At 70.5% G+C, this 26,120-nt stretch carries 24 protein-coding genes and 1 tRNA gene; 15 read left to right on the top strand and 10 right to left on the bottom strand.

What is annotated here, in order from left to right:
• Positions 1 to 6: 6 nt before the first annotated feature.
• From KDK95_RS20335 to KDK95_RS20320, 4 genes are read right to left on the bottom strand one after another with little or no spacing between them, the layout of a single operon-like run.
• A complete protein-coding gene (locus KDK95_RS20335; RefSeq protein WP_307844500.1) occupies positions 7 to 873 on the bottom strand; it encodes a type II secretion system F family protein in 867 nt (288 codons plus the stop codon).
• A gap of 7 nt (positions 874 to 880) precedes the next feature.
• Positions 881 to 2,179, bottom strand: coding sequence for a TadA family conjugal transfer-associated ATPase (locus tag KDK95_RS20330; RefSeq protein ID WP_212519804.1), 1,299 nt, complete (start codon positions 2,177 to 2,179; stop codon positions 881 to 883).
• A 1-nt stretch (position 2,180) separates the two neighbouring features.
• Positions 2,181 to 3,269 (bottom strand): hypothetical protein, encoded by a 1,089-nt coding sequence (locus KDK95_RS20325; protein WP_212519803.1) that lies wholly within the window; start codon positions 3,267 to 3,269, stop codon positions 2,181 to 2,183.
• Between the two features lie 10 nt (positions 3,270 to 3,279).
• A complete protein-coding gene (locus tag KDK95_RS20320; protein ID WP_212519802.1) occupies positions 3,280 to 4,053 on the bottom strand; it encodes a hypothetical protein in 774 nt (257 codons plus the stop codon).
• A 290-nt stretch (positions 4,054 to 4,343) separates the two neighbouring features.
• Between KDK95_RS20320 and KDK95_RS20315 the strand changes: the two genes are divergently transcribed.
• Together KDK95_RS20315 and KDK95_RS20310 are read left to right on the top strand one after the other, a co-directional pair.
• Complete coding sequence (locus tag KDK95_RS20315) at positions 4,344 to 5,003, top strand: hypothetical protein (RefSeq protein ID WP_212519801.1); 660 nt, start codon at positions 4,344 to 4,346, stop codon at positions 5,001 to 5,003.
• Positions 5,000 to 6,106, top strand: a complete 1,107-nt coding sequence (locus tag KDK95_RS20310) for a hypothetical protein (protein WP_212519800.1) — start codon at positions 5,000 to 5,002, stop codon at positions 6,104 to 6,106. The genes KDK95_RS20315 and KDK95_RS20310 overlap by 4 nt, the downstream gene beginning before the upstream one ends.
• 13 nt (positions 6,107 to 6,119) lie before the next feature.
• On the opposite strand, the gene KDK95_RS20305 is transcribed toward KDK95_RS20310, so the two are convergent.
• Complete coding sequence (locus KDK95_RS20305) at positions 6,120 to 6,593, bottom strand: prepilin peptidase (RefSeq protein WP_212519799.1); 474 nt, start codon at positions 6,591 to 6,593, stop codon at positions 6,120 to 6,122.
• Positions 6,594 to 6,662: 69 nt separating this feature from the next.
• The gene (leuS, locus tag KDK95_RS20300; RefSeq protein WP_212519798.1) at positions 6,663 to 9,527 is read right to left on the bottom strand and encodes a leucine--tRNA ligase; all 2,865 of its coding nucleotides are present in this window, start codon (positions 9,525 to 9,527) and stop codon (positions 6,663 to 6,665) included.
• A gap of 288 nt (positions 9,528 to 9,815) precedes the next feature.
• Between leuS and KDK95_RS20295 the strand changes: the two genes are divergently transcribed.
• The 9 genes from KDK95_RS20295 to KDK95_RS20255 all read left to right on the top strand — a co-directional run bounded on the left by KDK95_RS20295 (position 9,816) and on the right by KDK95_RS20255 (position 18,339).
• On the top strand, positions 9,816 to 10,835 hold the full coding sequence (locus KDK95_RS20295; RefSeq protein WP_212519797.1) for a peptidoglycan-binding protein: 1,020 nt from the start codon (positions 9,816 to 9,818) through the stop codon (positions 10,833 to 10,835).
• A 72-nt stretch (positions 10,836 to 10,907) separates the two neighbouring features.
• The gene (locus tag KDK95_RS20290; RefSeq protein WP_212519796.1) at positions 10,908 to 11,651 is read left to right on the top strand and encodes a M50 family metallopeptidase; all 744 of its coding nucleotides are present in this window, start codon (positions 10,908 to 10,910) and stop codon (positions 11,649 to 11,651) included.
• A gap of 166 nt (positions 11,652 to 11,817) precedes the next feature.
• A complete protein-coding gene (locus KDK95_RS20285) occupies positions 11,818 to 13,230 on the top strand; it encodes a DUF6421 family protein (RefSeq protein WP_212519795.1) in 1,413 nt (470 codons plus the stop codon).
• A 35-nt stretch (positions 13,231 to 13,265) separates the two neighbouring features.
• A complete protein-coding gene (locus KDK95_RS20280) occupies positions 13,266 to 14,324 on the top strand; it encodes a threonine aldolase family protein (RefSeq protein ID WP_212519794.1) in 1,059 nt (352 codons plus the stop codon).
• A gap of 83 nt (positions 14,325 to 14,407) precedes the next feature.
• Positions 14,408 to 14,483 (top strand) — tRNA-Lys (locus KDK95_RS20275).
• Positions 14,484 to 14,607: 124 nt separating this feature from the next.
• Positions 14,608 to 15,453, top strand: coding sequence for an MIP/aquaporin family protein (locus tag KDK95_RS20270; protein ID WP_212519793.1), 846 nt, complete (start codon positions 14,608 to 14,610; stop codon positions 15,451 to 15,453).
• 228 nt (positions 15,454 to 15,681) lie between these two features.
• Complete coding sequence (locus KDK95_RS20265) at positions 15,682 to 16,296, top strand: HdeD family acid-resistance protein (RefSeq protein WP_212519792.1); 615 nt, start codon at positions 15,682 to 15,684, stop codon at positions 16,294 to 16,296.
• A 185-nt stretch (positions 16,297 to 16,481) separates the two neighbouring features.
• Positions 16,482 to 16,922: a hypothetical protein gene (locus tag KDK95_RS20260; protein ID WP_212519791.1), complete on the top strand. Its 441-nt coding sequence runs from the start codon at positions 16,482 to 16,484 to the stop codon at positions 16,920 to 16,922.
• 34 nt (positions 16,923 to 16,956) lie between these two features.
• Positions 16,957 to 18,339, top strand: coding sequence for a diacylglycerol kinase family protein (locus KDK95_RS20255; RefSeq protein WP_307844498.1), 1,383 nt, complete (start codon positions 16,957 to 16,959; stop codon positions 18,337 to 18,339).
• Here the strand turns inward: KDK95_RS20255 and KDK95_RS20250 are convergent.
• Positions 18,287 to 18,784: a hypothetical protein gene (locus KDK95_RS20250; RefSeq protein ID WP_212519790.1), complete on the bottom strand. Its 498-nt coding sequence runs from the start codon at positions 18,782 to 18,784 to the stop codon at positions 18,287 to 18,289. The two genes, KDK95_RS20255 and KDK95_RS20250, sit on opposite strands and share 53 nt — an antisense overlap.
• Before the next feature lie 93 nt (positions 18,785 to 18,877).
• Positions 18,878 to 20,029: a LamG domain-containing protein gene (locus tag KDK95_RS20245; RefSeq protein WP_212519789.1), complete on the bottom strand. Its 1,152-nt coding sequence runs from the start codon at positions 20,027 to 20,029 to the stop codon at positions 18,878 to 18,880.
• A gap of 2 nt (positions 20,030 to 20,031) precedes the next feature.
• Between KDK95_RS20245 and KDK95_RS20240 the strand changes: the two genes are divergently transcribed.
• Complete coding sequence (locus KDK95_RS20240; protein WP_212519818.1) at positions 20,032 to 20,556, top strand: tetratricopeptide repeat protein; 525 nt, start codon at positions 20,032 to 20,034, stop codon at positions 20,554 to 20,556.
• Positions 20,557 to 20,577: 21 nt separating this feature from the next.
• On the opposite strand, the gene KDK95_RS20235 is transcribed toward KDK95_RS20240, so the two are convergent.
• On the bottom strand, positions 20,578 to 22,182 hold the full coding sequence (locus tag KDK95_RS20235) for an MFS transporter (protein ID WP_212519788.1): 1,605 nt from the start codon (positions 22,180 to 22,182) through the stop codon (positions 20,578 to 20,580).
• A gap of 123 nt (positions 22,183 to 22,305) precedes the next feature.
• On the opposite strand from KDK95_RS20235, the gene KDK95_RS20230 reads away from it, so the two are divergent.
• Both KDK95_RS20230 and KDK95_RS37440 read left to right on the top strand, forming a co-directional pair.
• On the top strand, positions 22,306 to 22,974 hold the full coding sequence (locus KDK95_RS20230; protein ID WP_212519787.1) for a TetR/AcrR family transcriptional regulator: 669 nt from the start codon (positions 22,306 to 22,308) through the stop codon (positions 22,972 to 22,974).
• A gap of 82 nt (positions 22,975 to 23,056) precedes the next feature.
• A complete protein-coding gene (locus KDK95_RS37440; protein WP_212519786.1) occupies positions 23,057 to 24,238 on the top strand; it encodes a GGDEF domain-containing protein in 1,182 nt (393 codons plus the stop codon).
• Between the two features lie 180 nt (positions 24,239 to 24,418).
• On the opposite strand, the gene KDK95_RS20220 is transcribed toward KDK95_RS37440, so the two are convergent.
• Complete coding sequence (locus KDK95_RS20220) at positions 24,419 to 25,459, bottom strand: NAD(P)-dependent alcohol dehydrogenase (RefSeq protein ID WP_212519785.1); 1,041 nt, start codon at positions 25,457 to 25,459, stop codon at positions 24,419 to 24,421.
• Positions 25,460 to 25,592: 133 nt separating this feature from the next.
• On the opposite strand from KDK95_RS20220, the gene KDK95_RS20215 reads away from it, so the two are divergent.
• Positions 25,593 to 26,120: MmyB family transcriptional regulator (locus KDK95_RS20215; protein WP_212519784.1), on the top strand; the 528-nt coding region annotated here is incomplete at its 3' end.

Genomic DNA, 26,120 nt, shown 5'->3' with positions numbered 1-26,120 from the left:
CCGGCCTCACCGCACCCGCATGAGGAAGCGCTCGGGCGTCTTGACCTCGGAGAGCTTGCGCAGCCAGAAGAATCCGCCGGCGAACAGCAGCATCACGAGGGCGAGCACGAGCTGGCCGACCGGCGTGCCGTACGGCGCGACGTACTTGCGGTCGAGCACCGCCATACCGACCACGACGACGGTGACCGCGACCACGATGATCTGCACGGCACGCCGCATGCCGGCGCGCTGGGCCATCACGCGGTTGCGCATGTCGACCTCCTCGCGGGCCGACTTGGCGAGTGCGCCGAGCACCTCGCGCAGGCCGGGACCGCGCAGCCGCGAGTTGAGGATCAGCGCGGCGATGATGATGTCCGCGCTCGGGTCGTCGATGTCGTCCGCGAGCAGGTGCAGCGCCTCGGAGAGCGGCATGCGGCCGCGCAGCCGGTCCATCAGCGCGTCCAGGTGCGGCCGCAGCAGCGGGCCGGCGGTGCGCGCCGAGGCGGGGATCGCCTGCTCCAGGCCGACCGCGCCCGCGATCGTGTCGCGCAGCGACTCGGTCCACATCGCGAGGGCCTCGACGCGCTGCATACCCAGCCGCTCGTGCGAGAGGCCGCCGAACAGCTGGCTCCAGAAGAACACGAGGACCGCCACGCCGACGCCGGCCACCGGCCAGCCGGTGATCAGGCCGACGACGACGGCGACGAGGATCGCGATGGCCAGCCGCTGGCCAGCCTTTCGCAGCCATTCGCCCGCCTGCGCCTGCCGGAGCGAGGGCTCCTTCGGCTTGAAGCCGATCAGCGACGCGATCAGCAGCGCCAGGCCGCCTCCGCCGCAGACGCCGGCGAGCAGCGCCTCGAGCGTCGGCACCTGGAAGAGCTCCTGCGGATTCACCGCGCCATCACCTCCACACCCCCGTCGGCTGGTAGCCGTACGCGATCAGCTCGTCGATGCAGCTGATCGGCGAGCGCGGCATCGCGCGCCCGTCCGGCCCCGCCGCGAACACCTCGGAGGACAGCACCCGGCCGTCCACGCCGTTCACCTCGCGGACCGAGGTCACCAGGCGGCGCATCGTGCCGCCGCGGTGGTAGTCGTTGCGCCGTTCGAGGAAGACCACGAAGTTGACCGCGCCCGCGATCAGCATGTGGCTGGCCTCGACCGGCAGCCGCTCCTGCGCCTGCAGCGCGTACGTCCCGATGCGGTTGAACACCTCGAGCGAGGAGTTCGCGTGGATCGTGGAGAGCGAGCCGTCGTTGCCCTGCGACATCGCGTTGAGCATGGTGACGATCTCGTCGCCGAGGACCTCGCCGACGATGACCCGGCTGGGGTTCATCCGCAGCGAGCGGCGGACGAGCTCGGCCATCGAGATCGCGCCGAGCCCCTCCGAGTTCGGCAGCCGCTCCTCCATCGCCACCACGTTCGGATGCAGCTCGGGGAACTGCTCGAGGCCGAGTTCGAGGGCGCGCTCGACGGTGACCAGGCGCTCGTGCGGCGGGATCTCGTTGGCCAGCGCGCGCAGCAGCGTCGTCTTCCCGGCGTTCGTCGAGCCCGCGATCATGATGTTCTTGCGGGCCAGCACGGCGGCCGAGAGGAACGAGCCGAGCTCGGCCAGCAGCGTCCCGTTGCCGACCAGGTCGCTCAGGAAGACCTTGCCCATCCGGGCGCGGCGGATCGAGAGGGCCGGGCGCCGGGTCACGTCCATCACGGCGCTCAGCCGCGAGCCGTCCGGCAGCCGCAGGTCCAGCTGCGGGTTCGCCGAGTCGAAGGGCCGCGAGCTCAGTCCGGAGTAGGCGCCGAGCACCTGGATGAGCTCGACCATCTCCTCGTCGGTCTCGGCGATCGGCTCGGCCATCGCCTCGCGGCCGTCCGAGTACTGCACGAAGACCCGGTCGCAGCCGTTGACGTCGATGTTCTCGATCTCCGGGTCGTCCAGCAGCGGCTGCAGCCGGCCGACGCCGAACAGCGCGGCGTGGATGCCGCCGGCCAGCGCCTCCTCCTCTTCGGCGCTCGGCGGGCGCCGGCCCGAGGTCATCTCGGTGTGCGCGTGCTCCGAGAGCACCTGGCCGATCACGGCGCGGGCGAACTGCCGCTCGTCCTGGGGGGTCATCGCCGGCAGGCCGCTGAGCTGGTCGACGCGGCGCTGCTCCGCGACCCGGTCGCCCACCTCCTGCCTCAGCCGCTTGACGAGTGCGTGGTCCATCTCAGGCCACCCCGCTCACCGTCGGCGGATGAGGATGCTGCGGGTACTGCGCGGATTGCGGCTGCTGCGGGTACTGCGCGGATTGCGGCTGCTGCGGATACTGCGCGGATTGCGGCTGCTGCGGATACTGCGCGGGTTGCGGCTGCTGCACGTACGGGTTCGGATGCGGGACGCTCGTCAGGTTCGGCGGCATCACGGGTATCTCGCCGGTCCCGGCCGGGTGCACCGCGCTCGGCGCGATCGGCACGGCCTGGGTCTCGGCCATCGGCGAGACGTAGGCGGCCCGGTCCGCCGGCCGGTTCAGGCCGTAGCGGTGGCTCAGGTTCGCGGCCAGCTCGCGCGCCGACCGGGTCAGCATCGCCTTGTCCACGCGCGCCCGCGAGCGCCCGCTGAGCGCGTCGGCGCCCGCCGGGTCCTGCGCGATGACGCCGAGCACCTCGGCGCCGGCGGTGGTCGAGGCGAGCAGGTCGCCGACCTGCTTGGCGACCTGGCGCGCCTTGCCCGGCGGCGTGATCAGCACGATGCCGATCGGCGGCCGGGCGATGGAGACGGACGTGCCCTGAGTCGCGTGCAGCCGCGCGGAGAGGCTGTTGGCGCGGTCTCTGACGTGCGCGATGTTCTCCGCCTCGGTGCGCGCGATCAACAGCACGAGGGCCGATTGCGCGAGCAGTTCGACGGTCGGCGAGTCGGGGCCGACGCGTCCGCAGTCCGCGATGACGTCGGCGCCGTAGGGCAGTTCGGCGTACCGGTCGAAGGCGCGGCCGAGCGGCGTCCACAGCCCGGCCATGCCGTGTACCTGGTCCGCGTTGCCCAGGCCCACCATGATTTCCAGGCCGCCGTGCAGCCGCTGCGTGTGCCGCGGCAGGACGGCCGCGTCGAACCCGCGGCGCGCCTCGACGGCGAGCGAGACGAGGCCGCGGTTCGGGTCGAGCGGGCCGCCGTGCTCGGCGGCCATGCGGTAGACGAGGTCGCCGCCGTGCGGATCGCACTCCGCGTAGAGCGCGCGCCGGGGCCAGACCGCGGCCAATGCCACCGCCGACGTCGTGACGCCGGGCGAGCCCTTGTCGGCCGCGAGTGCTATCAGTGCCATGATCCGTTGCCTAGCTGCCCGCGCCGCTGGTGAAGACCAGGTCGCCCTCGGCCGAGGCGGTCAGCAGGGCACTGACGACGGATTTGTCCACGGTGACGGCGAACACGTTGCTGGAGGAGGCCGCCGAGCCGAGCGAGCCCCCGCTGCTCTGCGGCAGCTCAACGACCTTCACACCGCCGGCCAGCAGGGTCGAGACGTCGTTGTTACTGCTCGACGAGCTGCCCGAGCCGGTGGACGTCGACGTGCTCTGCGCCGGGCCGACGTAGTACGCGTTGACCGTGTCGCCGGCCTCGATGGTCGGCGGATACTGCCCGGCTTTCAGCGTGACGGCGATGGTCGAGGTCGAACCGTCGGCCGCGGGCGCGGTGGTCAGCATCTGGCCGATCAGGATCGTGCCGGAGACCAGGTCGGTCTGCGTCGTGTACTTCGAGAGCAGGTCGCGCTGCGCCCAGGTCACGTAGTTGACGTTGCCGTCCTGGGCGACCATGACCTCGGTGATCTCGCCGGCGGTGATCTGCTGGCCCTGCGGCACCCGCTGCGTCAGCTCGATCACCCCCACTCGGTTGCCCGCCTGCATCTGCAGGTAGACCGAGGCCAGCACGCCCACGGCGATCAGCAGCAGCGCGAGCGCGGCCAGCGCGGGCTTGCGCTCCCGGGCGGCCGTGGGCGGACGCACCGGCCCGCCGGGCGCGCCGACCGGTACCGCGTTGCGGTTGGGCGACGGCGAGCCAGAGGGCTTCCATCCGGTCATCCCGGCGACGCTGTTCTCTGTGTTGCTGCTCACCGTTTTTCCCAACCCCCGAAAGTGGCCGACTGGCTCCCGATAGTAGCGGCACGGAGGCGAAACTCAACAGACCCGGAAGCCGAACTACAGGGAACACCTGAACTGTCGCGTGCTGCGTGAACGATGGTGTGAACAAGGAAATCCGGATCGTTATCAGCGCACCGGTTCGAATACCGCCCCACCGGGTACCGAACGGGCGCCGACGCGGGTACGATCCGGGTCGGCTCAGTTGTCGAATAGTGCCGAACAGCGTCTTCCGGTGAGAGTCGGAGACCACCGCAGGGGGAACCGTGCGCCCGCGTTCCATCGCAGCCCTCGCGATAGTGCTCGCCGCACTATCTCTGAATAGTTGTTCTAGTTCCGTTCAGCACAACGGGGCAATCGCGGGGGCGGGCAGCGCGGCCGCGTCGGCGACGGACAGCACGGCCGGCGCCACCGCCGCCTCCACCGCGGTCGCCGGGCTGAACCTGACGTTCAAGATCCCGGCGGACCTGGACATCGAGGTGCAGACCTCCGCGCAGAGTTCGGCCGTCGCCGAGCAGATCCAGACCATCCTCGTCGACCAGTACAAGGCCTATATCGAAGCGCTGAGCTCGAGCGGGGCAGCCGAGGCGAATTACCGGTCGCTGACCGTGGGCGACGCGCTGAAAACCGAGAACGCGGAACTCGCCTGGTGGAAACAGCAGGACGAACGCGTGACCGGCGCCGACCGGGTCTACGACTTCACCATCGGCAAGCCGGGGTCCCGGCTGACAACTTTCTCGTACTGCGAGGACTCGACGGCCCTGTCCTACCGGAACCTCTCCTCGGGTAAGAGGATCCCGAACACCATGAGCGCCGCCGCCAACCACACCTTGCGCGAGGGCCAGCTCGTCAAGGGTGCCGGGCAGTTGTGGGCGGTGTACACGCTTCTGACCCAGAACGGGGCGAAACAGTGCATGGACGGATGATGGGACGCGCCGCGCTGGCGGCGTGCCTCGTGCTGGCGTCGGGCTGGTTCACCGTGTTCGCCTCGGCTCCGTCCGCGCTCGCGGACTCCGGGTCCGGCTGCGGTACGTCGAGCGGCGGAACCAGCGGCGGTGGGTCTGTCTCCGGCAGCCAGGTCACCATGTGGGCTTCGCTGACCAAGACCGAGCACCTGTGCGGCTCGGGCAGCTCCTCGATCACCGGGGGTACGAGCTGGACGCCGCCGGCGTGCTGGTGGGCGCCCGAGTACACGCCCGAAGAGCTCTACTCGACCGTCGGGCAGCTCGATCAGAGCTCTTCCCAGCTCACCTACTCGGCGTTCCAGCAGGAGTACGACGTCAACGGCGACAACGGGCACGGCGGCCTCGCCCCGCTCAAGCCCGGCTACCTCTCTACGGACGGCCCGAAGTGGCAGAGCTACAACGTCGGAGCGGGCCCGGCCGGTACGTGGTGGGGCCTGATCTGGAACGACGATGACACCCTGGCCCAGATGCAGCAGTGCTCCGACATCGACACCAAGCACTTCCCCGAGGACTGGTACTGGGTGCCCACCGGCGGAGCGGCGCCCACGACCGGCGACGCTCCGACCGTGACCGCCGAGCAGTTGGCGCTCTACGTGGCAAGCAAGGTCCAATTGCCCCAGCTCCAAGTGCAGGCCAGTCCGGCGCTGGGATCGAAGTCGACGGTGAACCTGCCGACGTGGGTGTGGGCGAACGCGGCCGACACCTCGTTCAGCGTCAACGACATCTGCCTCACCGAGGACCCGGCCATCTGCGTGAACCTCAACGCCCAGGCGGAGTCGTTCACGCTCGGCACCGACCCCGCCGATTCGGTGCTCTACAACAGCGGCTGCACCTTGGACCAGGCCACCGGGACGATCGGTACGCCGTACGCCGGCTCGAAAGGCGATCCGCCGTGCGGGGTGACGTTCACGAACCCGGAGAATTACAACCTCAAGGTGCTCACCTCATGGCTCATCACGGTGACCTGGAACGGCGGTCAATGGCAGTCGCCGCAGCCGCTGCCGACGACGGAGACCGACGAGGCCGTCACCGCCCAGGAAGTACAGACCATCAACAACGGCTGACGTGCCGCCGGCCCTACCTGGCCAGCAGCACGGCCTCCAGCGCCAGCGCCGCCCAGGCCCCGCCGATCAGGTAGGGGCCGAAGGCGAGCTCTGATTTGCGCGAGGCCTTGCCCAGCAGCAGCTTGCCGATGTGGTAGACCGAGGCCACCAGCGTGCCCAGCAGCACGCCGGCCTCGACCGCCGAGATCCCGATCCAGCCGAGGTAGAGGCCGATCACGCCGATCAGGCGCACGTCGCCGAAGCCCATGCCGCCGAAGAACCACAGCAGCCAGAAGAGCCCGAAGCACAGCGCTGCCGCGGCCGCGGCCACGATCAGGCGCCACCACTCGTGGCCGAGCCAGGAGGCGAGCGTCAGCCCGACGACGCCGAAGGCGAAGAGCGGGTACACGATGCGGTTCGGCAGCAGCCTGGTGCGCACGTCGATGACCGCGAGCGCCCCGGTCCCGGCTAGGAAGCCCGCGTAAACAAGACTGACGACCCACTCCATGACCCCGAAGATACAACGGGGTCGCGGAGCGGGTCGTCTGTCATTCGGCGTATATCGGCGTATACGCACTTACGCCGGTACGATGTTCACCAGTTTCGGCGCACGCACGATCACCGTGCGCACGGCCCGGCCGTCCAGGGCGCGCTGCGCGCCGTCGGTGGCCAGCGCCAGCTCCTTCAGCGCGTCCTCGCTGATGTCCGGAGCGACCTGGATCTTGTCGCGCACCTTGCCCTGCACCTGGACGACGCAGGTCACCTCGTCGGCGACCAGGTAGCGCGGGTCGGCCACCGGGTACGGCTCGAAGGTCAGCGTGCCGCTGTGGCCCAGCTTGGCCCACAGCTCCTCGGCCAGGTGCGGCGCGAACGGCGCCAGCGCCAGGACCAGCGTCTCAGCGGTCTGCCGCGGTACGGCGTCCAGCTTGGTCAGGTGGTTGTTCAGCACGATCAGCTTGGCGATGGCCGTGTTGAAGCGCAGGCCGGCGATGTCCTCGGCGACGCCCGCGACCGCCTGGTGCGCCGCGCGCAGCGTCTCGGCGTCCGGCTCGGACTCGGTCACCCGCGGCAGGCCGGTCTCCTCGTCCACGACATTGCGCCAGACGCGCTGCAGGAAACGCACCGCGCCGGAGACCGCCTTGGTGTCCCAGGGCTTGGATACCTCCAGGGGGCCCATCGACATCTCGTACACGCGCAGCGTGTCGGCGCCGTAGGTGTCGCAGAAGTCGTCCGGGGAGACGGAGTTCTTCAGCGACTTGCCCATCTTGCCGGCCTCGCGGAAGACCTCGGCGCCGTCCCAGTAGTATTTGCCGCCGCGCTCCTCGACCTCGGCCGCCGGGACCGGGAAGCCGCGGGCGTCCCGGTAGACGTCGGCCGTGATCATGCCCTGGTTGAACAGCTTGTGGAACGGCTCCTTCGAGGAGACGTAGCCCAGGTCGAACAGCACTTTGTGCCAGAAGCGGGAGTACAGCAGGTGCAGCACCGCGTGCTCGGCGCCGCCGATGTACAGGTCCACGCCGCCGTTCGGCTTGCCGCTGTCCGGGCCCATCCAGTAGCGCTCGTTGACCGGGTCCACGACGGCGTTCTCGTCGTCCGGGTCGATGTAGCGCAGCTCGTACCAGCAGGAGCCGGCCCAGTTGGGCATGGTGTTGGTCTCGCGGCGGTAGCGCTGGGGGCCGCGGCCGTCGCCCAGGTCCAGGGTGACGTTGACCCAGTCGGCGTTCCGGGACAGCGGGGTCTCCGGCTCGGTCTTCGCGTCGTCCGGGTCGAAGGTGCGCGGCGAGAAGTCCTCGACCTCGGGCAGCTCGACCGGCAGCATCGACTCGGGCAGCGCGTGCAGCACGCCCTCCTCGTCGTAGACGACCGGGAACGGCTCGCCCCAGTAGCGCTGCCGGCTGAACAGCCAGTCGCGCAGCCGGAAGTTGACCGTGCCCTCGCCGATCCCCTTCTCAGTCAGCCACTGCGTGATCCGGGCCTTCGCCTCGACGACGCCCAGGCCGTTCAGCGAGACCTCGGCGTTGGCCGAGTTGACGATCAGCGCGTCGTACGAGGCGAACGCGTCGTCCCACGTCGCGACGTCCTCGCCGCGGCCGTCGGTCGGCTCCACGACGCAGCGCATCGGCAGGCCGAAGGCGCGCGCGAAGGCGAAGTCGCGGGTGTCGTGCGCCGGAACGGCCATGATCGCGCCGGTGCCGTAGCCCATCAGCACGTAGTCGGCGATGAAGACCGGGACCTGCTCGCCGCTGACCGGGTTCGTCGCGTAGGCGCCGGTGAACACGCCGGTCTTGGTCTTGGCGTCGGCCTGCCGGTCCACGTCCGACTTGGCCGCGGCCATCGCGCGGTACGCGGTGACCGCCTCGCCCGGGGTCGCCGCGCCGCCGCGCCACGCCTCCGGGGTGCCCTCGGGCCACGCGGCCGGGACGACGGCGTCGACCAGGTCGTGCTCCGGAGCCAGCACCATGTACGTCGCGCCGAACAGCGTGTCCGGGCGCGTCGTGAAGACGGTGATCGCGTGCCCGTCGACCGGGAAGTCGACGCGGGCGCCCTCGGAGCGGCCGATCCAGTTGCGCTGCTGCAGCTTGATCGCCTCGGGCCAGTCCAGCGGCTCCAGGTCGGAGATCAGCCGGTCGCCGTACGCGGTGATCCGCATCATCCACTGCTTCAGCTTGGACTTGAAAACGGGGAAGTTCCCGCGCTCGGAGCGCCCGTCCGCGGTCACCTCCTCGTTGGCCAGCACGGTGCCCAGGCCCGGGCACCAGTTGACCGAGACCTCCTTGGCGTACGCCAGCCGGTACTCGCCCAGCAGCTCGTCGCGCTCGATGCCGGACAGCTCGGCCCAGCCGCGGCCGTCCGGGGTCGGGCGCGCGCCGGATTCGAACTCGGCGATCAGCTCGCTGATGGGCCGGGCGCTCTCGCGGCGGGTGTCGTACCAGGAGTTGAAGATCTGCAGGAAGATCCACTGCGTCCAGCGGTAGTACGCCGGGTCGATCGTGGTGATCGAGCGGCGCGGGTCGTGGCCGAAGCCGATCCGGCCCAGCTGCCGCCGGTAGTTGGCGATCGCGGCCTCGGTCGAGGTGCGCGGGTGCTCGCCGGTGGCCACCGCGTGCTGCTCGGCGGGCAGGCCGAAGGCGTCGAAGCCCAGCGTGTGCAGCACCGTGAAGCCGTTCATCCGCTGGTAGCGGGCGAAGACGTCGGTGGCGATGTAGCCCAGCGGGTGCCCGACGTGCACGCCGGAGCCGGACGGGTACGGGAACATGTCCATGATGAAGCTGTGCTTCGCCTCGGACACGTGGCCCTTGAGCGTGCCGGTGGGGTTGGGCGCCTCGAAGGTGCCGTTCTCGGCCCAGTAGGCCTGCCAGCGCGCCTCGATCCCGCGGGCCAGCGCCGCGCCGTAGCGGTGCGCCGGCTCGTCCCCGGCCGCCGCGGCCGTGCTCTGCTCCATCGCTCTTCCCTCACGTCGAGTAGGTCTGCGGACGCCGCCCGCCAATGAAAAAACCCCTCGCACAGGAGGGGTCGCCACGCTGAGAGGACTTCCGTCAGCGCGGCCGGCTAAGGAGCAGGCGTACAGCTCGCATGGCAGCAGGATACCACCCGTTTCGGGCACTCCGTCCGGGCAATACCATCTGTGAGAAGCGCCGCGCCAGCATCCGCCGGTCTTATATTTGCCTTCGTAATGCGGTACCGTCCGGTTGGCCCACGGCTGCTCTACCCACTCTCCCTACGAGGACCCTTGGACCGAACCCAGACCTCTGAGCCGACCGAAGCAGGACCCGGATTCCCGGGGCAGGCCGCGGCGGCCCGGCGGGCGCTGGACGAGACGGCGGCGACGGAAGGCCCTCTGGACCTCACCGTCCCGCTGAACATCGCCGAGATCCGCGCGGCACTGGCCACCACCGGGCCGCGCGCCAGGGCGACGTCCGCCGCTTCCGCCGCGCCCGCGTTCGCGAGCACTTCGGCCGCTTCCGCGCGCCCGCAGGAGTCCCGCGCCGGGGGGCGGCACAGCGGGCCGAGAAGGCTGGGCAGGATCGCCGCGTTCGTCGCGGTGGCCGCCGCTCTCTCGGTCGGCACCGCGGGCGCGCTGGTCCTGTCCTCCGACGGCTCCGCGAGCCAATCCGTCTCGCTGCCCGCGAGCGGCGCGATACCCGTGGCCCCCAGCACCAACTCCGCCCACGGAGGGGCGCATCCCCTGGGCACGGGCTCGACGTCGGCCAGCGCCGCGCCGAGCCTTTCGCGTTCCACGGCGGATGTGGACCCGGTCGCGGTGAGCCGGACGACGGGCCCGGCCGGGGCGTCGAGCACCGCCGGCACGACAGGCTCCTCGGCCTCGGCCACCGCGAGCGGCACGGACCCGGCGGCCTCCATATCCCCGCCCGACGCGCCGATCGCCTCCAGCGCGGACTGGCAGACCCTCTACCAGGGAGAGTACGGCACCACTGCGCGGAAGCAGGAGACCACCGACGTCCAAAGCCTGCTGGACACCATCGGCTATCTGCAGCCGTGGCGGCGCAGGATGTACGTGCTCCCGGAGTACTCCCTCTACGCGGCGGCACCGGACCCGACCGGTTACTACGGCTCGGCCACCGCGGACGCGATCGCCGAGTTCCAGCAGAACTACAGCGTCGGCTACACCACGCTCGGCCAGTGCGACCTGGCGACGTACGACGCCCTCGTCCAGGTCACCGACGCCACGGCGACGAGCTCGGGCTCGAACGCGAGCACCCAAGCGGTCGCGAATCAGACGGCTCAATAACGGACCGGATTCAACGCGCGTCACACGGTTGCGCACCGCCTCTTCTCATTCGACTGCCCTAGGGTGTCCCGCATGGCTGTGACGAGCTTGACCGAACTCTGGCACGAGATCACGGGTACGCAGACGGATCCGACGCACACGCTGCTGCTCGCATCCGCCGGCGCGGCGCTCGTCGCCGTCGTCCCGCAGCCGGTCTGGCGGCTGACCCGCAACGCCGTGACGATCGCGCACGAGGGGGGCCACGCGCTGATCGCCGTGTGCACCGGCCGCCGGTTGAGCGGCATCAAACTGCACGCGGACACCTCCGGCGTAACCGTCTCGTACGGCAAGCCGCACGGCCCAGGCATGGTCTTCACGGCCTTGGCGGGCTACGTCGCGCCCGCGCTGCTCGGCCTCGCCGGCGCCGCGCTGCTCGGCACCGGCCATATAACAGCACTGCTGTGGGCGTGCGTCGCGCTGCTCGGGCTGATGCTGCTGATGATCCGCAACTGGTACGGCGTGCTCGCGCTGGTGGCCACCGGCGCGCTCGTGTTCGGCGTGACCTGGTACGCGACCGCTCAGGTGCAGGCCGCGTTCGCCTACTTCGCCGTCTGGTTCCTGCTGTTCGGCGGGGTCCGGCCGGTCTTCGAGCTGCAGTGGCAGCGCGGCCGGGGCCGGGCGCCGCAGTCGGACGCGGACCAGCTCGCCAGGCTCACCGGCGTGCCCGGCCTGCTCTGGGTCCTCTTCTTCGGCGTCGTCGCGCTCGGCGCCGCCCTGCTCGGCGCGCACTGGCTCATCCCCGGCTGGACCGCCCACCTCGCGCTGCCGCACAGCTGACCGGCCGCCGCCGCACGGCCGGCCCACCGACAACCTCCTGACCTGCGTCTCCGCGCGGCGCCGACCCCGGTGCCATGCCCGCACCTTGCCGTCTTACTCTTGATCGGCGACAATTCTTACCGAAGACATACGCCTAAGACGTAAATTCTATGGAAGGAGCCGGGTCATGGCGAAGATTGCAGAAGCCGTCCTGGACCGCGACGATTCCGCCGTCGCGATCGAATTCCCCGCATGGCCGCGGCTGGCCGAGGCCGTCGAGCAGCTGCGCACGGTCCAGGCCAAGGACGGCTCCGTCGAACCCGGCGAGGGCAACGTGGAGACCGCCCGCGCGGCCGTGGACGCGATCGCCGACGCGGTGAGCGAGCTCTCCCCCGCCTTCCCGCACGACGCCGAGTACCACCGGGCACTGCTCGCCGACCTGCGCCGCTGGGCCGACGAGGGCTTCGGCACGCCGGACTTCCTGGACTCGCTGCTCGCCTTCCGCCCCGACACGCAGCGGGTGGACGGCCTGCGCCACCTCGTCGTGTTCCCGATGTACACCCAGAACGGCAACCCGAACCGCAACTTCGAGGCCGTGGTGCTGCGCGTGTTCTGGCCGGACTGGCTCGCCGAGCTCGAGGCCACCCGCTACGACAACCCGCAGTTCCTCTCGATCTCCTTCGAGGCCTTCACCGCCGGCTACGACACCAACTCCGCCGTGCTGTTCCCGGAGACCGTGGCGGTTGGCTCCGCCACGTCTTCGACGAAGCGCGAGGTGCCCAAGTTCACCTGGGGCGCCATCTTCAGCGACCGCGAGGCGGCCCGCTTCCGTACCGTGATCACCGCGGCGGCCGAGATCACCCGGCTCGAGCTGCCCGAGGAGGTCGCCGAGCTGCTGCGCGACCAGGGCAAGGCGCAGGACGCCTTCGCCGCCTGGGACATGATCCACGACCGCACGCACAGCCACGGCGACCTGCCGTTCGACCCGTTCATGATCAAGCAGCGGATGCCGTACTGGCTCTACTCCCTCGAGGAGCTGCGCTGCGACCTGAACACCTTCCGCGAGGCGGTCCGGCTGGAGGGCGAGGGGCTGGCGCAGGCCCGCGCCGTGCAGCAGGCGATTCTGTTCGACCGGATCTTCCGCTTCCCCATCAGCGGCGATCGGGTCCGCAACTACGACGGCCTCGGCGGCCAGCTGCTGTTCGCCTACCTGCACAAGAACGACGTGCTGCGCTGGACGGACAACCGGCTGACGATCGACTGGCAGGCCGTGGCCCCCGCCGTGATCGACCTGTGCGCCAAGGTCGAGAAGCTCTACCGGGACGGCATCGACCGGCCGAAGACCGCGCACTGGATCGCCGCGTACGAGCTCGTCGCCGAGTACGTCACCCCGCACCCGGCCTCCACCTGGGCGCGCGGGCTCGCCGGCCACCCGGGCACCGAGCCGTGGGCGCAGGTGCTCCCGCTCGACGGGCCGAACAAGGGGCTGGTCGACCTGGTGCTCTCGGACGAGTTCCCGCTCTCCATGTTCTACGAGGCCCTGGAGAAGAAGATGCGCCCGGTGATCGCCTCCACCCGCGGCATCACCGCCGCCGCCTGATCAGCCGACCCCCACCGAACGGACAGCAGACTCCCGTGGCCATCTCCCGCCTGCACTCCCCCGACTCCCGCGGCTTCGCCAGCGACAACTACGCCGGCGTGCACCCCGAGGTGCTCGAAGCCATCGCCCTCGCCAACGGCGGCCACCAGACCTCCTACGGCGAGGACGTGTACACCGAGCACCTCCAGGAGGTGTTCCGCGAGCACTTCGGCGAGCGCGCCGAGGCGTTCCCGGTGTTCAACGGCACCGGCGCCAACGTCGTCGCGCTGCAGGCGATGACGGACCGCTGGCAGGCCGTGATCTGCGCCGAGTCGGCCCACATCCACGTGGACGAGTGCGGCGCGCCGGAGAAGGTCGCGGGCCTGAAGCTGCTCACCGTGCCGACGCCCGACGGCAAGCTCACGCCCGAGCTGATCGACCGTCAGGCGTACGGCTTCGACGACGAGCACCGCGCCCAGCCCGCCGTCGTCGCCATCACCCAGACGACCGAGCTCGGCACGTGCTACACGCCGGACGAGATCCGGGCCATCGCCGACCACGCGCACGGCCTCGGCATGAAGCTGTACGTGGACGGCGCCCGCCTGGCCAACGCCGCCGCGACCCTCGGCGTGCCGCTGCGCGAGTTCACCACCGACGCGGGCGTCGACGTGCTCTCCTTCGGCGGCACCAAGAACGGCCTGATGCTCGGCGAGTGCATCGTCGTGCTCAACCCCGAGGCCGTGCACACAGTCAAGTACCTGCGCAAGGCCGGGATGCAGCTCGCCTCGAAGATGCGCTTCATCTCGGTCCAGTTCGCCGCCCTGCTCGGCACCGACCTGTGGCTGCGCAACGCCCGGCACGCGAACGACATGGCCCAGCGCCTCTACCGCGAGGTCGCGGGCGTCGAGGGCCTGGAGATCGCCCGCCCGGTCGAGGCCAACCAGGTGTTCGCCGTGCTGCCCAAGCACGTCACCGAGCGGCTGCAGAAGCGCTTCCGCTTCTACACCTGGAACGAGCACACCGGCGAGGTCCGCTGGATGACCTGCTTCGACACCACCGAGGCCGACATCGACGCCTTCGCCGCCGCGATCGCCGAGGAACTCGCCGCCGGCTGAGCGGGCGGCCGGTACTGATTGGCCCCGCTCCCCCCGGATCGGGTATGTTGTTCCAAGCACCGGCCGCGCAGCGGACCGGCTGCGCGCCGTTAGCTCAATCGGCAGAGCAGCTGACTCTTAATCAGCGGGTTCGGGGTTCAAGTCCCTGACGGCGCACCAGCTAGGACACCTCAGCGGTACCCATCGAATGGGTGCCGCTGATTTGCTGTCCGGCCGCACCCGCCGGGTAATGGAGGGATCGCGCAAAGGACCCGCGCATCCGTCGCCCCGCGAGGAAGGCACCATGACCGAGCAGCGCCCGCCCGAGCCGCGCCCACCCGAGCCGCGGATCCAGCCGCCGGGCCTGATCGCGCGCTACGAGCAGAGCGTCGTCCAGCGCATCGAGGACTTCGCGGACCCGCGCCAGGAATGGCGCCGCCTGGTCTCGGAGCTGCTGGGCACGTTCTTCCTCGTCCTCGTCGCCGCCGGCGGCGGGATGATGGGCAAGGCCTTCCCCGGCGCCATCAGCAACGCCGCGGCCGTGGTGGCCCCCGGCATCATGGTCATGGCCATCATCCTGTTCATGGGCAAGGTCTCCGGCGCCCACCTGAACCCGGCCGTCAGCATCGCCTTCGCGCTGCGCCGCGACTTCCCCTGGCGGCGCGTGCCGGGCTACGTGGTGACGCAGCTCGCCGGCGCCACGCTCGCGGCGCTGTTCCTGCGCGGCGTGGTCAAGGTCTCGGCCCGGTACGGCTCCAACTACCCCGCCCACGGCTACTCGGCCGTCAACGCGTTCTGGATGGAACTCGTGCTGACCGGAGTCCTGGTCAGCGTCATCCTGGGCACCGCCTCCGGCGCCCAGAACGTCGGCATCATCGGCGCCTTCGGCGTAGGCGGCTACATCGCCGTAGCCGGCCTCTGGGGCGCCCCCATCTCCGGCGCCTCGATGAACCCCGCCCGGACCTTCGGCCCGGACCTGGTCGCCACCAACTTCACCGACTACTGGGTCTACGTCGCGGGCCCGGTGGCCGGCGCCGTCATCGCGGTCGGCCTGGCCTACGTCCTGCGCGGCCGAGGCGGCGGCACGGCCGGCTCCGCCGCCGCCCAGGGTGGCCTGTTCACCGAGGTCAACGAGCCCGGCACGCCGTGACCTCCGATGGAAAAACCCTGATCCTCATTCAGAATTCGCAGCCCTGGGACGGTCGCCGACGCGGCCCCTACCGCGCCCCCTGCCTGCTGCCGGGCGGGCCGCCCCCGGATCACCCGTGCGGGGTGACGCGGCCGCTCAGCGGGCGGACCAGACTGGCGACGTTCGACGATGTCCGGCGCGAGCGGGTGGCGCGACGGCCGTCGCAAGCGCTCGACCAGGGGAGTCGTCGTGAGTGTGAACGCAGGTGGATCCAGTGGTGCCGATGCCGAAGAGGTCCTGTCCGCGGTCGGCCGCAGCTGGATCTGGGCGCTCGCCGGCTCCCTGGTGACGCTGGCCGCCGGGATCATCGTGCTGGCCTGGCCGGAGGAGACCGCGCGGGTCTTCGCGATCGTCATCGGCGTGCAGTTCATCGCGGTCGGCGTCGTGCGCTTGGTCATGGCGGTCGGGTCCGAGCACTCGCGGCACGGCGCGGGCGTGCTGCCGGCGCTCTTCGCGCTCCTGTCGATCCTGGCCGGCGTCCTGTGCCTGCGGCACCAGCTGCAGACGGTCACGGTCCTCGCCCTGATCGTCGGCGCGCTGTGGCTGATCGGCGGCGTGCTGATGATCTACACGTCGATCTCCGACCGCAGCACCCCGCATCGGGGAGCGCGCGTCGCCATCGGCGGGCTCACGCTCGTGGCCGGGATCCTCGTGCTGGGGTATCCGACGGAGTCGGTGATCGCGCTCGCGCGGCTGATCGGGCTCTGGCTGATCCTGCTCGGCCTGTTCGACCTCGGCGTCGCCATCGCCGTCCGCGTGGTCGGGCACCGCACTTCGGAGGTGCTGCGGGAGTCGACCGCGTGACCCTCACCCGGCTGGACGCTCCGCCTCGTGACCGCACTCGGGGTACCAGAAACTGGCGACTACGGCCGCGAATCGGCCGTGATCCGACATCCGGAGGCTGCGCAATGCATCGGGAGCCCGTAGGTCCGCGCCGTTCCCCGGCCACCAGACTCACCCGGAACCTGGGAGCCGCTGTGCTCGCGTGCGTGCTGGCGACCAGCGCGGCGTGCAGTAGTACTTCCTCGTCGACTTCCACGCCGACCGGCTCGGCCACCACCAGCGCGGCCACGAACGGGACCGCGAGCGCGGCGTACTGCGACGACATCCAGGCGCTGCGCAACAACGTCACCCAGCTCAAGTCCCTGGACCTGAGCAACGTGACCTCCAACGAGGTGCAGTCGATCATCACCGATGCGCAGAACAACCTGACCAAGGCCGCCCAGGACGCCAAGGGCGCCGCGTCCGTCAAGATCACGGCTATCAAGGCGGCTTACTCCGCCCTCGTCGCCGCCCTGAGCAGTCTGCCAAGCGGCGTGTCGGCCACTCAGGCGTTCTCCCAGGTGAAGCCCCAGATCGCCGCACTGGCGACAGCGGTCGCCACGGCCGGAGCCGGCTCCGGCTGCCCGTCCGCCGCCGAGTCGTCGTGATCGGCGCGCGGGCAAGGGGCCGAAAGGTGGCGTCGTGGTCGTCCCAGACAGCAGGGAGCCGTCGCGCCGACCCGTGGACCGGCGGCAGCGGCTCCTAGCGCGCTGCGCGCTGCTCGCGCTGGCTGCGATCGTCGCGATCATCGTTGCGGCCGGGGCGGTGCACAGTCTCGCGGCGCTCGTCGTCGGACTCATCGGGATAGCGCTGCTGCCAGGCGGCGTGTGGATGTTCTTGGCGCATCGGGGCTGGCGGCGTTGGCTGGCCGCGCTGGTACTGATCGCGGTGCCCATCGCTGTGACGATCGCCTACATCGTGACCGGACTGCTGCTCGAGGTCATCGTCTGCGTCGTGCTGGCCGCCTTCGCATGGTGGGCCTCACAGGGTGCCGGGCAGCCGTCTTCGGAGGCCGCACAACCGCAGACCCGGCCGGCCGTTCCGCCGCGGCACGCGTACTTGATCATGAACCCGCGCTCGGGTGGCGGAAAGGTCGTGCGGTTCAAGCTCGCCGAGAAGGCCAGCGAGCTCGGCGCGAACGTGGAACTGCTCCCGGCCACCGGGCACGCGGACGTGACCGAACTGGCCGAGCACGCGGTCGACAACGGCGCCGATCTCCTCGGCGTCGCAGGCGGTGACGGCACTCAGGCGCTGGTCGCGGCGGTCGCGGCACGGCGCGGCGTGCCGATGCTGGTCATCGCGGCCGGCACCCGCAATCACTTCGCCATGGACCTCGGACTCGACCGCGAAGACCCCTCGCACTGCCTCGACGCCCTGCACGACGGCGTCGAGATGCGCATCGACCTCGGCTTCGTCAACGACCGCCCGTTCGTCAACAACGCCTCGTTCGGCGCGTACGCCGAGGTGGTCCGCAGTCCCGCCTACCGCGACGACAAGGCCGGGACGGCCCTGCGCACGCTGCCCGACCTCATCTCCGGCCACAGCGGCCCGCGCCTGGAGCTGCACGACGGCGACCGGTCCGTGCTCAGCGCGCCGCAGGCTGTACTGGTCAGCAACAATCCGTACGAGGGCGGGGACATCGCCGGGCTCAGCCGCCGGGCCAGGCTCGACCAGGGCGTACTCGGCGTGATCGGTGTGAAGGTCGACTCCCAGGCGCAGGCGGCCGCGCTGCTCACCCGGCGTGGCCAGAGTCGTTCGCTGACCCGGCTCACCGCCCGCGAGGTGGTGATCGACGCCGACGCCCCGAGCATCGCGGTCGGCATCGACGGCGAGTCCGTGGTGCTGCCCACGCCCGTGCGGTGCGAGATCCGTGCGCTGGCCCTGCGCGTCGTGGTGCCGCGGGACCGGCCGGGCGTGCACGTGCCCGCGGAGCGAGTGCCGTGGCGGGTGCTGGTCCGGGAGGCGCTGGGCCTCAGGGATTCCGGAACAGCGGGCGCTCCAGCGGACGGCCCAGCGCGCGCATGAGCCGCGGGCCGCGCGGCAGCTCGAGGCCGCCCGGGTTGTAGTACACGAAGGTGAACCCCAGACGCCAGGCCAGAACGCCGTCCGTCGCGATCTGGTCGCCCACGACCACCCCCGGCCCGGCCAGCTTGAGGAACCGCGCGACGGTCAGCGGCTTGCGGGCGTCCGCGACGTAGCCGATGCGCCGACCGGGCCGGGTCGGGCCCGAGGACGGCCGGCGCAGGGCGTTGGTGGCGAACACGATGTCGCACCGCGGCGGAACCCGGCCTGCCGCGGCGTCCAGGAAATCGCGCAGCCCCGCGTCGAGTGTCGCCTGGTCCGTGTCCCAGTAGGCGATCATCGGCTCGACGTCGACGATCGCGGTCTTCGGCCCGATCGCGACAAGGGCGTCGACCACCGCGTCCACGCTGTGGCACGGAACGCAGAGCACGCGCGAGTAGCGGGTCACCACTCCAGCATGCGGAGCTCGGCGCACGCGCGCCGCGTGGGATGCCATCCGGGTGACGCCCAGCGGCCGGAAGGCGGGGCGCTGGCTGATGGCTTACTTGATCGCCGCGATTTCGGAGGCGGACAGAGCCGCATTGAAGACCTGAACGTCCTTGATGGCGCCGGTGAAAGCGTCCGAGGCCTTCTTGTCGTAGCGGGCGCGGCCGATGATGAGTGGACCGGAGGAGGCGACGGGCGTGGTGTCCTTGGCCGTGCCTTCCAGGGTGCCGTTGACGTACAGGTAGAGAGCGCTCGTCGATGCGCTGTAGACGCCGACGAGGTGCGTCCACGTGTTGTACTGCGGCGTGCTGATGGACTCGGCGCGGCTGCCGTTGGACAGGACCGTGTCGGTGTCCATGCGCGTGAAGGACCAGCAGTTGGCCGTGCCGCCGAAGTACTGGAGGTAGAAGGCGCTGTTGATGTTCGCATCCTGGCTGACGGCTGTCGACGCCAGCGAGGCGGAGGTGGGAGCGGCCGTGAGGTCGACCCAGGCGGAGACGGTGAAGCTGTCGCCGGTGCCGGTGTTCAGCACGGTCGAGGACGTCGCGATGTAGCTGCTGATCGAGCCGCTGAGCACGGCGGCGCCGTTGGAGAAGGAGACATCTGACGCAACGCCGTCGTGGCCGCCAGCGGAGTCGAGCGCGTTGCTGCCGAGAAGCCATTCGCCGAGCGGCTTCGGTCCGGAGGCCGTGGTCGCTGCCGACGTCGAGGGCGACGGTGCAACGGTTGCTTCCTGCGCCGCCTGTGTCGAGGACGCGGCGACAGTGGGGCTCTTCGACGGACTCGGCGATCGCGTCGAGGCGGTCGGACTCACCGGGAGCGTGGCGGGGGCCGTCGGGCTAGCAAGTCCGGAGACGTGCCCGGACGACGCCGGATCGCCCGCCGCCTCTGCCTTGCTCCCGGAACTCTGCGAGCTGATTTCGACGATGCCCAGCGTGCCGCCGGCCAACAGCAGCACGGCCGCGGTGGCGATGAAGACGCGAGCAGGCGACACCGCCAGACGGCCGCCCTTGTCGGCGGGCGTCTTCGGCGTCGGCGCCTTCGGCTTTGGCGTCTTGGGCCTGCTCTCCCGCTCGGCCTTCGCTTTCGGCTTGGCCATCGCCTTCGCCGAAGCGTCAGCGGCCGGCGCCTGCGCGACCTCGCCGCCATCCCAGACGAAGCGGGTTTGGTCGTCGCCTTCCGGGCGCTTCTCAGGAGCCATATTCATGAATACGGGCAGTCCCGGGAGACCGTTCACGAGAGTCTCCGCCTCGCCCGGACGCGGATGGCCGGCACGGGAACCTTGACGACCCAGACATCTACCGGGAGCTCGGCGACCGCTTCGGCGAGGCCAACTCGCTCACCTACCTCGCCGACGTACGCGCCGCGACCGGAGACGGCCCGGGCGCGTTGCGGGACGTCGATCGGGCGGTTGAGGTCTTCCGCGACCTCGGTTCGCGCTCGAACAAGGCGTGGGCGCTCGGCCATCAGGCCGCGATCCTGGCACACACGGGAGATCACGCACGGGCACTGCCCCTCTTTCGCAGAGCGCTGTCGATGGCCCGAGAGGTCACCCAGCCGGACGACGAGGCGCTGGCCCTGGGGGGCATCGGCGAGTGCCTGGTGCTGGAGGGCAAGGCCGGCGACGCCGTCAGGCATCTCGACGACGCGCTGGAGATCTTTCGGAGGCTGGGCATGCGGCGGGAGATCGAGCGGGTGACGAGGCGCCTCGCCGGGCTCCGGCCGTCAGCTTGAACGGATGACACGGCCAACGCCTCAGTGCAGTGAGACGGCGCCCTCGGTCGAGTTCCCGCCGGACTTCGCCAGCAGCGCGATCAGCGCTCCGCCGACGGCCACGAAACTCGCGACGAGGAACGACGCGGACATGCCGCTGATGAACGTCGAGTGCGTGACCTCGGTGATGCCGGCCGCGACCTGAGCCGAGGTGCTCGACGTCACCGGTGCCACGCCGACCGTCGCGGCGCTCTTGACCTCTGCCAGCTGGGCCGACGTGAGCGAAGGCAGGTGCGCGGCGGTCCAGCGCTGCGGCAGCAGGTTGTCGACCTTCGCCGACATGACGGCGCCGAGCACGGCGGTCCCGATCGTGCCGCCGACCTGCATCGCGGTGGACTGCAGTCCGCTTGCCACGCCCGCGAGCTCGACCTCGGCGTTGCCGACGATGACCTCGGTGGCGCCCACGATCACCGGGCTCAGCCCAAGGCCGAGCATCGCGAAGAAGACGATCGTCTCGTTCAGGCCGGAGGTCGTCGTGATCCGGGAGAGCCCGAACAGCGCTCCCGCCGCGAGCAGCATGCCGATGACCATCGGTATGCGCGCGCCGAACCTGGTGATGGCGAACCCGGACAGCGGCGAGCCGACGATCAGCATGCCGGTCAGCGGCAGCAGCCTGACACCGGTGTCGATCGCGTCGAGGCCGTGCACGTTCTCCAGGTAGAAGGTCATGAAGAACATCGCGCCGAACATCGCGAACATCAGGCACAGCACCAGCACGGTCCCGGCCGAGAGCGAGACCGAGCGGAACAGGCGCAGCGGGAGCAGCGGCTCGCGGGCCGTCGACTCGCGGACGATGAAAAGCACCAGGGCGGCGACCGCACCGGCGAAGAACCCGATCGACTTCCCGTCGCCCCAGCCGTAGTCCGGAGCCTTGATCAGGCCCCAGACGAGCAGGAACAGAAAACCGCTGAGCAGCGCGATGCCGGGTACGTCGAAGGAGCGAGCGTGCGACGGCGGGGTCTCGCGCAGCGCGGCCAGGCCCATCAGGAGCGCGACGACGCCGACCGGGACGTTGATGTAGAAGCAGGCTTCCCAGTTGATGTGCTGCACGAGCAGTCCGCCGACGATCGGGCCGGCCGCGGTCGACGCGCCGATCACCGCGCCCCAGATGCCGATGGCGCCGTTGAGCTTCTCGGCCGGGAAGGTGTTGCGCAGCAGGGCGAGCGCGGTCGGCTGGAGCATCGCGCCGAACAGGCCCTGGAGGATGCGGAAGGCGATGATCAGCGAGATGCTCTTGCCGATCGAGCCGGACAGGCCGACGCCGGCCGAGGTCGCCGCGAAGCCGACGATGCCGGTCAGGAACACCTTGCGGTGGCCGAAGCGGTCGCCGATCTTGCCGATCGTGATCAGCGTGACGGCCAGGGCCAGCAGATAGCCGTTGGTGATCCACTGGATGTCGGCGAGCGAGGCGCCGAGCTTGGCCTGGATGTCCGGGTTGGCCACGGCCACGATCGTGCCGTCCAGGCCGACCATCATCACGCCGAGGGCGGCGGCCAGCAGCGTCCACTTCGGGCTGCCGCGCAGGCCGCGCGGCGGCGCGCCCGCCTGCCGGCCCGCGATCTCGGCGGCTTCCACCTCTTGGCTCACGATGCTTCCCCTCGGGACGTCCGGCTGACGGCTGACGGCTGACCTCCGCCAAATTATGGCACTCGATGACACTTGTCAATGAAGGACAATTGACACCAGGCGACGTCAAGGTAACCTGTGGCCATGCGCGAGCCGTCGTCCGAATCCCCGCCCCGGGCCGCGGGCCCCGACCGGCGCGAGCGCAAGAAGCAGCAGACCCGCGAGGCGCTCATCCGCGCCGCGCTGGAGCTGTTCGACGCCAAGGGCTACGAGCAGACGACGGTCCGCGAGATCGCCGACGCCGTGGACGTCGCCGCCCGCACCTTCTTCCGCTACTTCGCGAGCAAGGAGGAGCTGGTCGTCCGGCTCGGCGAGGAGTTCTCGGAGAGCTTCCTCGACGAGGTGCGCGCCCGGCCCGCCGGGGAGCCGCCCTTCGCGGCGCTGCACAACGCGTTCACCGCCGTGCTCAGCACGTACCGCGAGGACCAGGCCGCCTCGGACGCCGCGTCGATCTACCTGCGCGTCGTCAAGCTCATCGAGAACACCCCGCCGCTGCTCGCCGCGTACCTGCGGAACATCCGCGAGCAGCAGGACGTGCTCGCGCGCACGCTCGCCGAGCGCGAGGGGGTCGATCCGGCGACGGACCTGCGCCCGCAGCTCGCTGCGTCGGTCCACCTGACCCTGGTCGGCAACGCGGTCAAGCGCGCGCTGGCGGACGAAGAGGCCGGGATCGACGCGATCCTGCGCGAATTCGGCGCCGCGCGGAGCCAGCTGGAATCCGCGCTGTCCGGACGCTGGGCTACGCAGCAGTAGTAACCCGCGGTACTCGAATCCGAGGGTAGAGTGACCACACCCAACCAATGCGTACAGCTGTGGGTGAAGGGAGCTCGGTGCGGTGGACGAAGGCGCGGGCGCGGATGTGCGGATGCCGTTGTCGGCACTCGGACCCGTCCAGCGTGCGCTGATGACCGTGCACACGGCGATCGGACTGCAGGCCACTCTGTACGCGATCGCCGAAGGAGTGACCTCGTCGACCCCTTATCAGGAGGTCGCGGTCACGGTAGCGCGGCAGGCGTACGCAGCCGAACTGGACACCATCGCCGTCGTCGGCTCGGACGAGGTCGTCTCAGGGCTACTCAACACAAGCTGCGGACGCAAGGCGCTCGAAGAGCATCTCAAGGGCGGCGAGGCGTGGGGCAGCCTCCGTTTTCGATCCGGGCCGGAGACGACCGCCGGCATCACGACCGTCTGGCCCGAGTTCGTGCCGCTCGACGTCCCGGACGCCTGGCTGCCGCACTACGAGCTCAACGCGCCGCTCTACGCACCGGACGGCGAGCTCGTGGGCATGCTGTCGATGGACCAGCCGCTCGGCGGCCGAATCCCGGCGCCCTGGGTCAACGAGATCGTCGAGGTCTTCGCCGAGCAGGCGGTGATCGCGATCCTCAACGCCCGGCGGCACGAAGAGTCGTTGCAGGCCATGGAAACGCTGGAGCGGGAGAAGGCCGCGCTGCACGCCGCGTTCACCGAGCAGTGCGCGCGGGAGACGCACCTGCGCTCGGAGACCCGCCGAGATCCGCTGACGGGCCTGGCCAACCGGGTGCAACTGCGGGAGCGGCTGGAGGAGCTGCTCGCCGCGCACACGCCCGTCGCCGTCGTGTTCTGCGACCTGGACCACTTCAAGCAGATCAACGACACCTACGGCCACAGTGTCGGGGACGAGGTGCTGCGGGTGACGGCGCGTCGGCTGGCCGAGAACCTGGCGGACCTGGCGTGCGTGGCGAGGAACAGCGGCGACGAGTTCGTCATGATCGCCGCCGGTGTCGGGGAGCCGGACGCGCCGAAACTGATGCAGCGCATCGACGAGGCCTTCTCGGCCGAACCGGTGGAGACGATGGGCCTGCGGCTCGAGGTGTCGGCCTCGCTCGGCCTCGTGTGCGATTCGGGCGATCCGGAGGGCGCGGCTTCGCCGGCCGGCCGGGCCGAGGAACTGCTCGACCAGGCCGACCGGGAGATGTACGCGCACAAGCGCTCGCGGGCCAGCGTCGACCACCTGCTGACACTCGCGGACATCCCGTAGACGTCCTGGAGCGTCCTGGGGACGTCCGGGGATGTCCGGTAGAAGTCGTAACGACGTGCGTAACGGCGTCCGTGACGACCGTAACGGCGTCCGTGACGACGCGCATCAATGTCCGTCGACGTCCCGTAGTTGCCGTCGGCCCCGTCAACCGCCGCGACGGCCGACCGATCCGCCGCTCGGTCAGCCGATCGTCGAGGCGTCGATCACGAAGCGGTAGCGCACGTCCGAGGCCAGGACCCGCTCGAAGGCCTCGTTGATCCGCTCCGCCGGGATGACCTCGATGTCGGCGCCGATCCCGTGCTCGGCGCAGAAGTCGAGCATCTCCTGCGTCTCCGGGATGCCGCCGATCATCGAGCCGGCGAACGAGCGGCGGCGCGGGATCAGCGAGAACGCGGCGACGGGCAGCGGCTGCGGCGGGGCGCCGACGTTGACCAGGGTGCCGTTCACGTCGAGCAGGCCCAGGTAGGCGTTCACGTCGACCGACGCGCTGACCGTGTTGATGATCAGGTCGAAGCTCTCGGCGAGCTGCTCGAACGTGGCCGGGTCGCCGGTCGCGTAGTAGTGGTCGGCGCCGAGCCTGCGGCCGTCGCTCTCCTTCTTGAGCGACTGCGAGAGCACGGTCACCTCGGCGCCGAGCGCGTGCGCGAGCTTGACGCCCATGTGGCCGAGGCCGCCGAGACCGACGATGGCGACGCGCCTGCCGGGGCCCGCGTTCCAGTGCCGCAGCGGCGAGTAGAGCGTGATCCCGGCGCACAGCAGCGGCGCGGCGGCGTCCAGGGAGATGCCGTCCGGGATGCGCAGGACGAAGTCCTCGGTGACGACGACCTGTGTCGAGTAGCCGCCCTGGGTGATCGTGCCGTCGCGGTCGACGCTGCCGTAGGTCTGGATGCCGCGCGAGCAGTACTGCTCGAGGCCGGCCTTGCAGTTGGCGCACTCCCGGCAGGAGTCGACGAGGCATCCGACGCCGACCCGGTCACCGACGGCGTGCTTCGTGACGGCCGCACCGACCGCGCTGACGACGCCGGCGATCTCGTGGCCCGGCGCCAGCGGCCAGGGACGATCGCCCCACTCGCCGCGGACGGTGTGGATGTCGGAGTGACAAATGCCACAGAACTGGATGTCGATCTTGACGTCGTGCGGGCCGAGGTCGCGGCGCTCGATGGTGACGGGTCCGAGCGGTCCGGTCGCCGAGGTCGCGGCGTACGCGTTGACGGTAGGCATGCTGCTCCTAGGCAGTGGGCTGAACGGGTGTGGCGCCCTCCATTCTTCCAGCGGCCCCGCGGCGGGCAGCGCGTTCAGCCAGGTAAAACTGTTACCCCCTTATCGAGGAATGCTCCGACGTACCGTGGGAGGCATGGACGCACGCACCGAGTTCCACGACTTCCTCAGCTCCCGGCGGGCCCGGCTCAACCCGGAGCAGGCCGGACTGCCGCTGTACGGCGGGAACCGGCGCGTGCCCGGGCTGCGCCGCGAGGAGGTCGCGCTGCTGGCGGGGATGTCAGTCGACTACTACGTGCGGCTGGAGCGCGGGAACGCGAAGGGCGTCTCCGACAGCGTCCTGGAGGCGCTGGCCAGGGCCCTGCAGCTCGACGAGGCCGAGCGCGCGCACCTGTTCGACCTGGCGAACGCCGTCAACGCGGGCTCCGGCGGCCACGCCCGGGCGGCGACCCGCGGCGGCGGCTCCCGCAACGCGGTCCGGCCCAGGGTCCGCCCGAGCGTCCAGCGCGTCATCGACGCCATGGCGACCGTCCCGGCCTACGCCCGCAACCGCCGTCTCGACATCCTCGGCTGCAACCGCCTGGGCCGCGCGCTGATGTCCCCCGTCTTCGCGGACCCCTCCTCCGGCCGCCCCCCGAACCTGGCCAGGTTCCTCTTCCTCGAC

Origin of the sequence: Actinospica acidithermotolerans (assembly GCF_018139625.1) — a bacterium.
GTDB classification, from domain to species: Bacteria; Actinomycetota; Actinomycetes; order Streptomycetales; family Catenulisporaceae; genus Actinospica; species Actinospica acidithermotolerans.
This window is presented reverse-complemented; position numbering and strand designations above follow the sequence as displayed.

Coding starts and splice junctions, on each gene's coding strand:
- KDK95_RS20330 (WP_212519804.1), bottom strand. CDS start 2,179: ATGGACCACGCACTCGTCAAGCGGCTGAGGCAGGAGGTGGGCGACCGG.
- leuS (WP_212519798.1), bottom strand. CDS start 9,527: ATGGAGCAGAGCACGGCCGCGGCGGCCGGGGACGAGCCGGCGCACCGC.
- KDK95_RS20230 (WP_212519787.1), top strand. CDS start 22,306: ATGCGCGAGCCGTCGTCCGAATCCCCGCCCCGGGCCGCGGGCCCCGAC.
- KDK95_RS20220 (WP_212519785.1), bottom strand. CDS start 25,459: ATGCCTACCGTCAACGCGTACGCCGCGACCTCGGCGACCGGACCGCTC.
- KDK95_RS20245 (WP_212519789.1), bottom strand. CDS start 20,029: ATGAATATGGCTCCTGAGAAGCGCCCGGAAGGCGACGACCAAACCCGC.
- KDK95_RS20290 (WP_212519796.1), top strand. CDS start 10,908: ATGGCTGTGACGAGCTTGACCGAACTCTGGCACGAGATCACGGGTACG.
- KDK95_RS20310 (WP_212519800.1), top strand. CDS start 5,000: ATGATGGGACGCGCCGCGCTGGCGGCGTGCCTCGTGCTGGCGTCGGGC.
- KDK95_RS20270 (WP_212519793.1), top strand. CDS start 14,608: ATGACCGAGCAGCGCCCGCCCGAGCCGCGCCCACCCGAGCCGCGGATC.
- KDK95_RS20325 (WP_212519803.1), bottom strand. CDS start 3,269: ATGGCACTGATAGCACTCGCGGCCGACAAGGGCTCGCCCGGCGTCACG.
- KDK95_RS20305 (WP_212519799.1), bottom strand. CDS start 6,593: ATGGAGTGGGTCGTCAGTCTTGTTTACGCGGGCTTCCTAGCCGGGACC.
- KDK95_RS20285 (WP_212519795.1), top strand. CDS start 11,818: ATGGCGAAGATTGCAGAAGCCGTCCTGGACCGCGACGATTCCGCCGTC.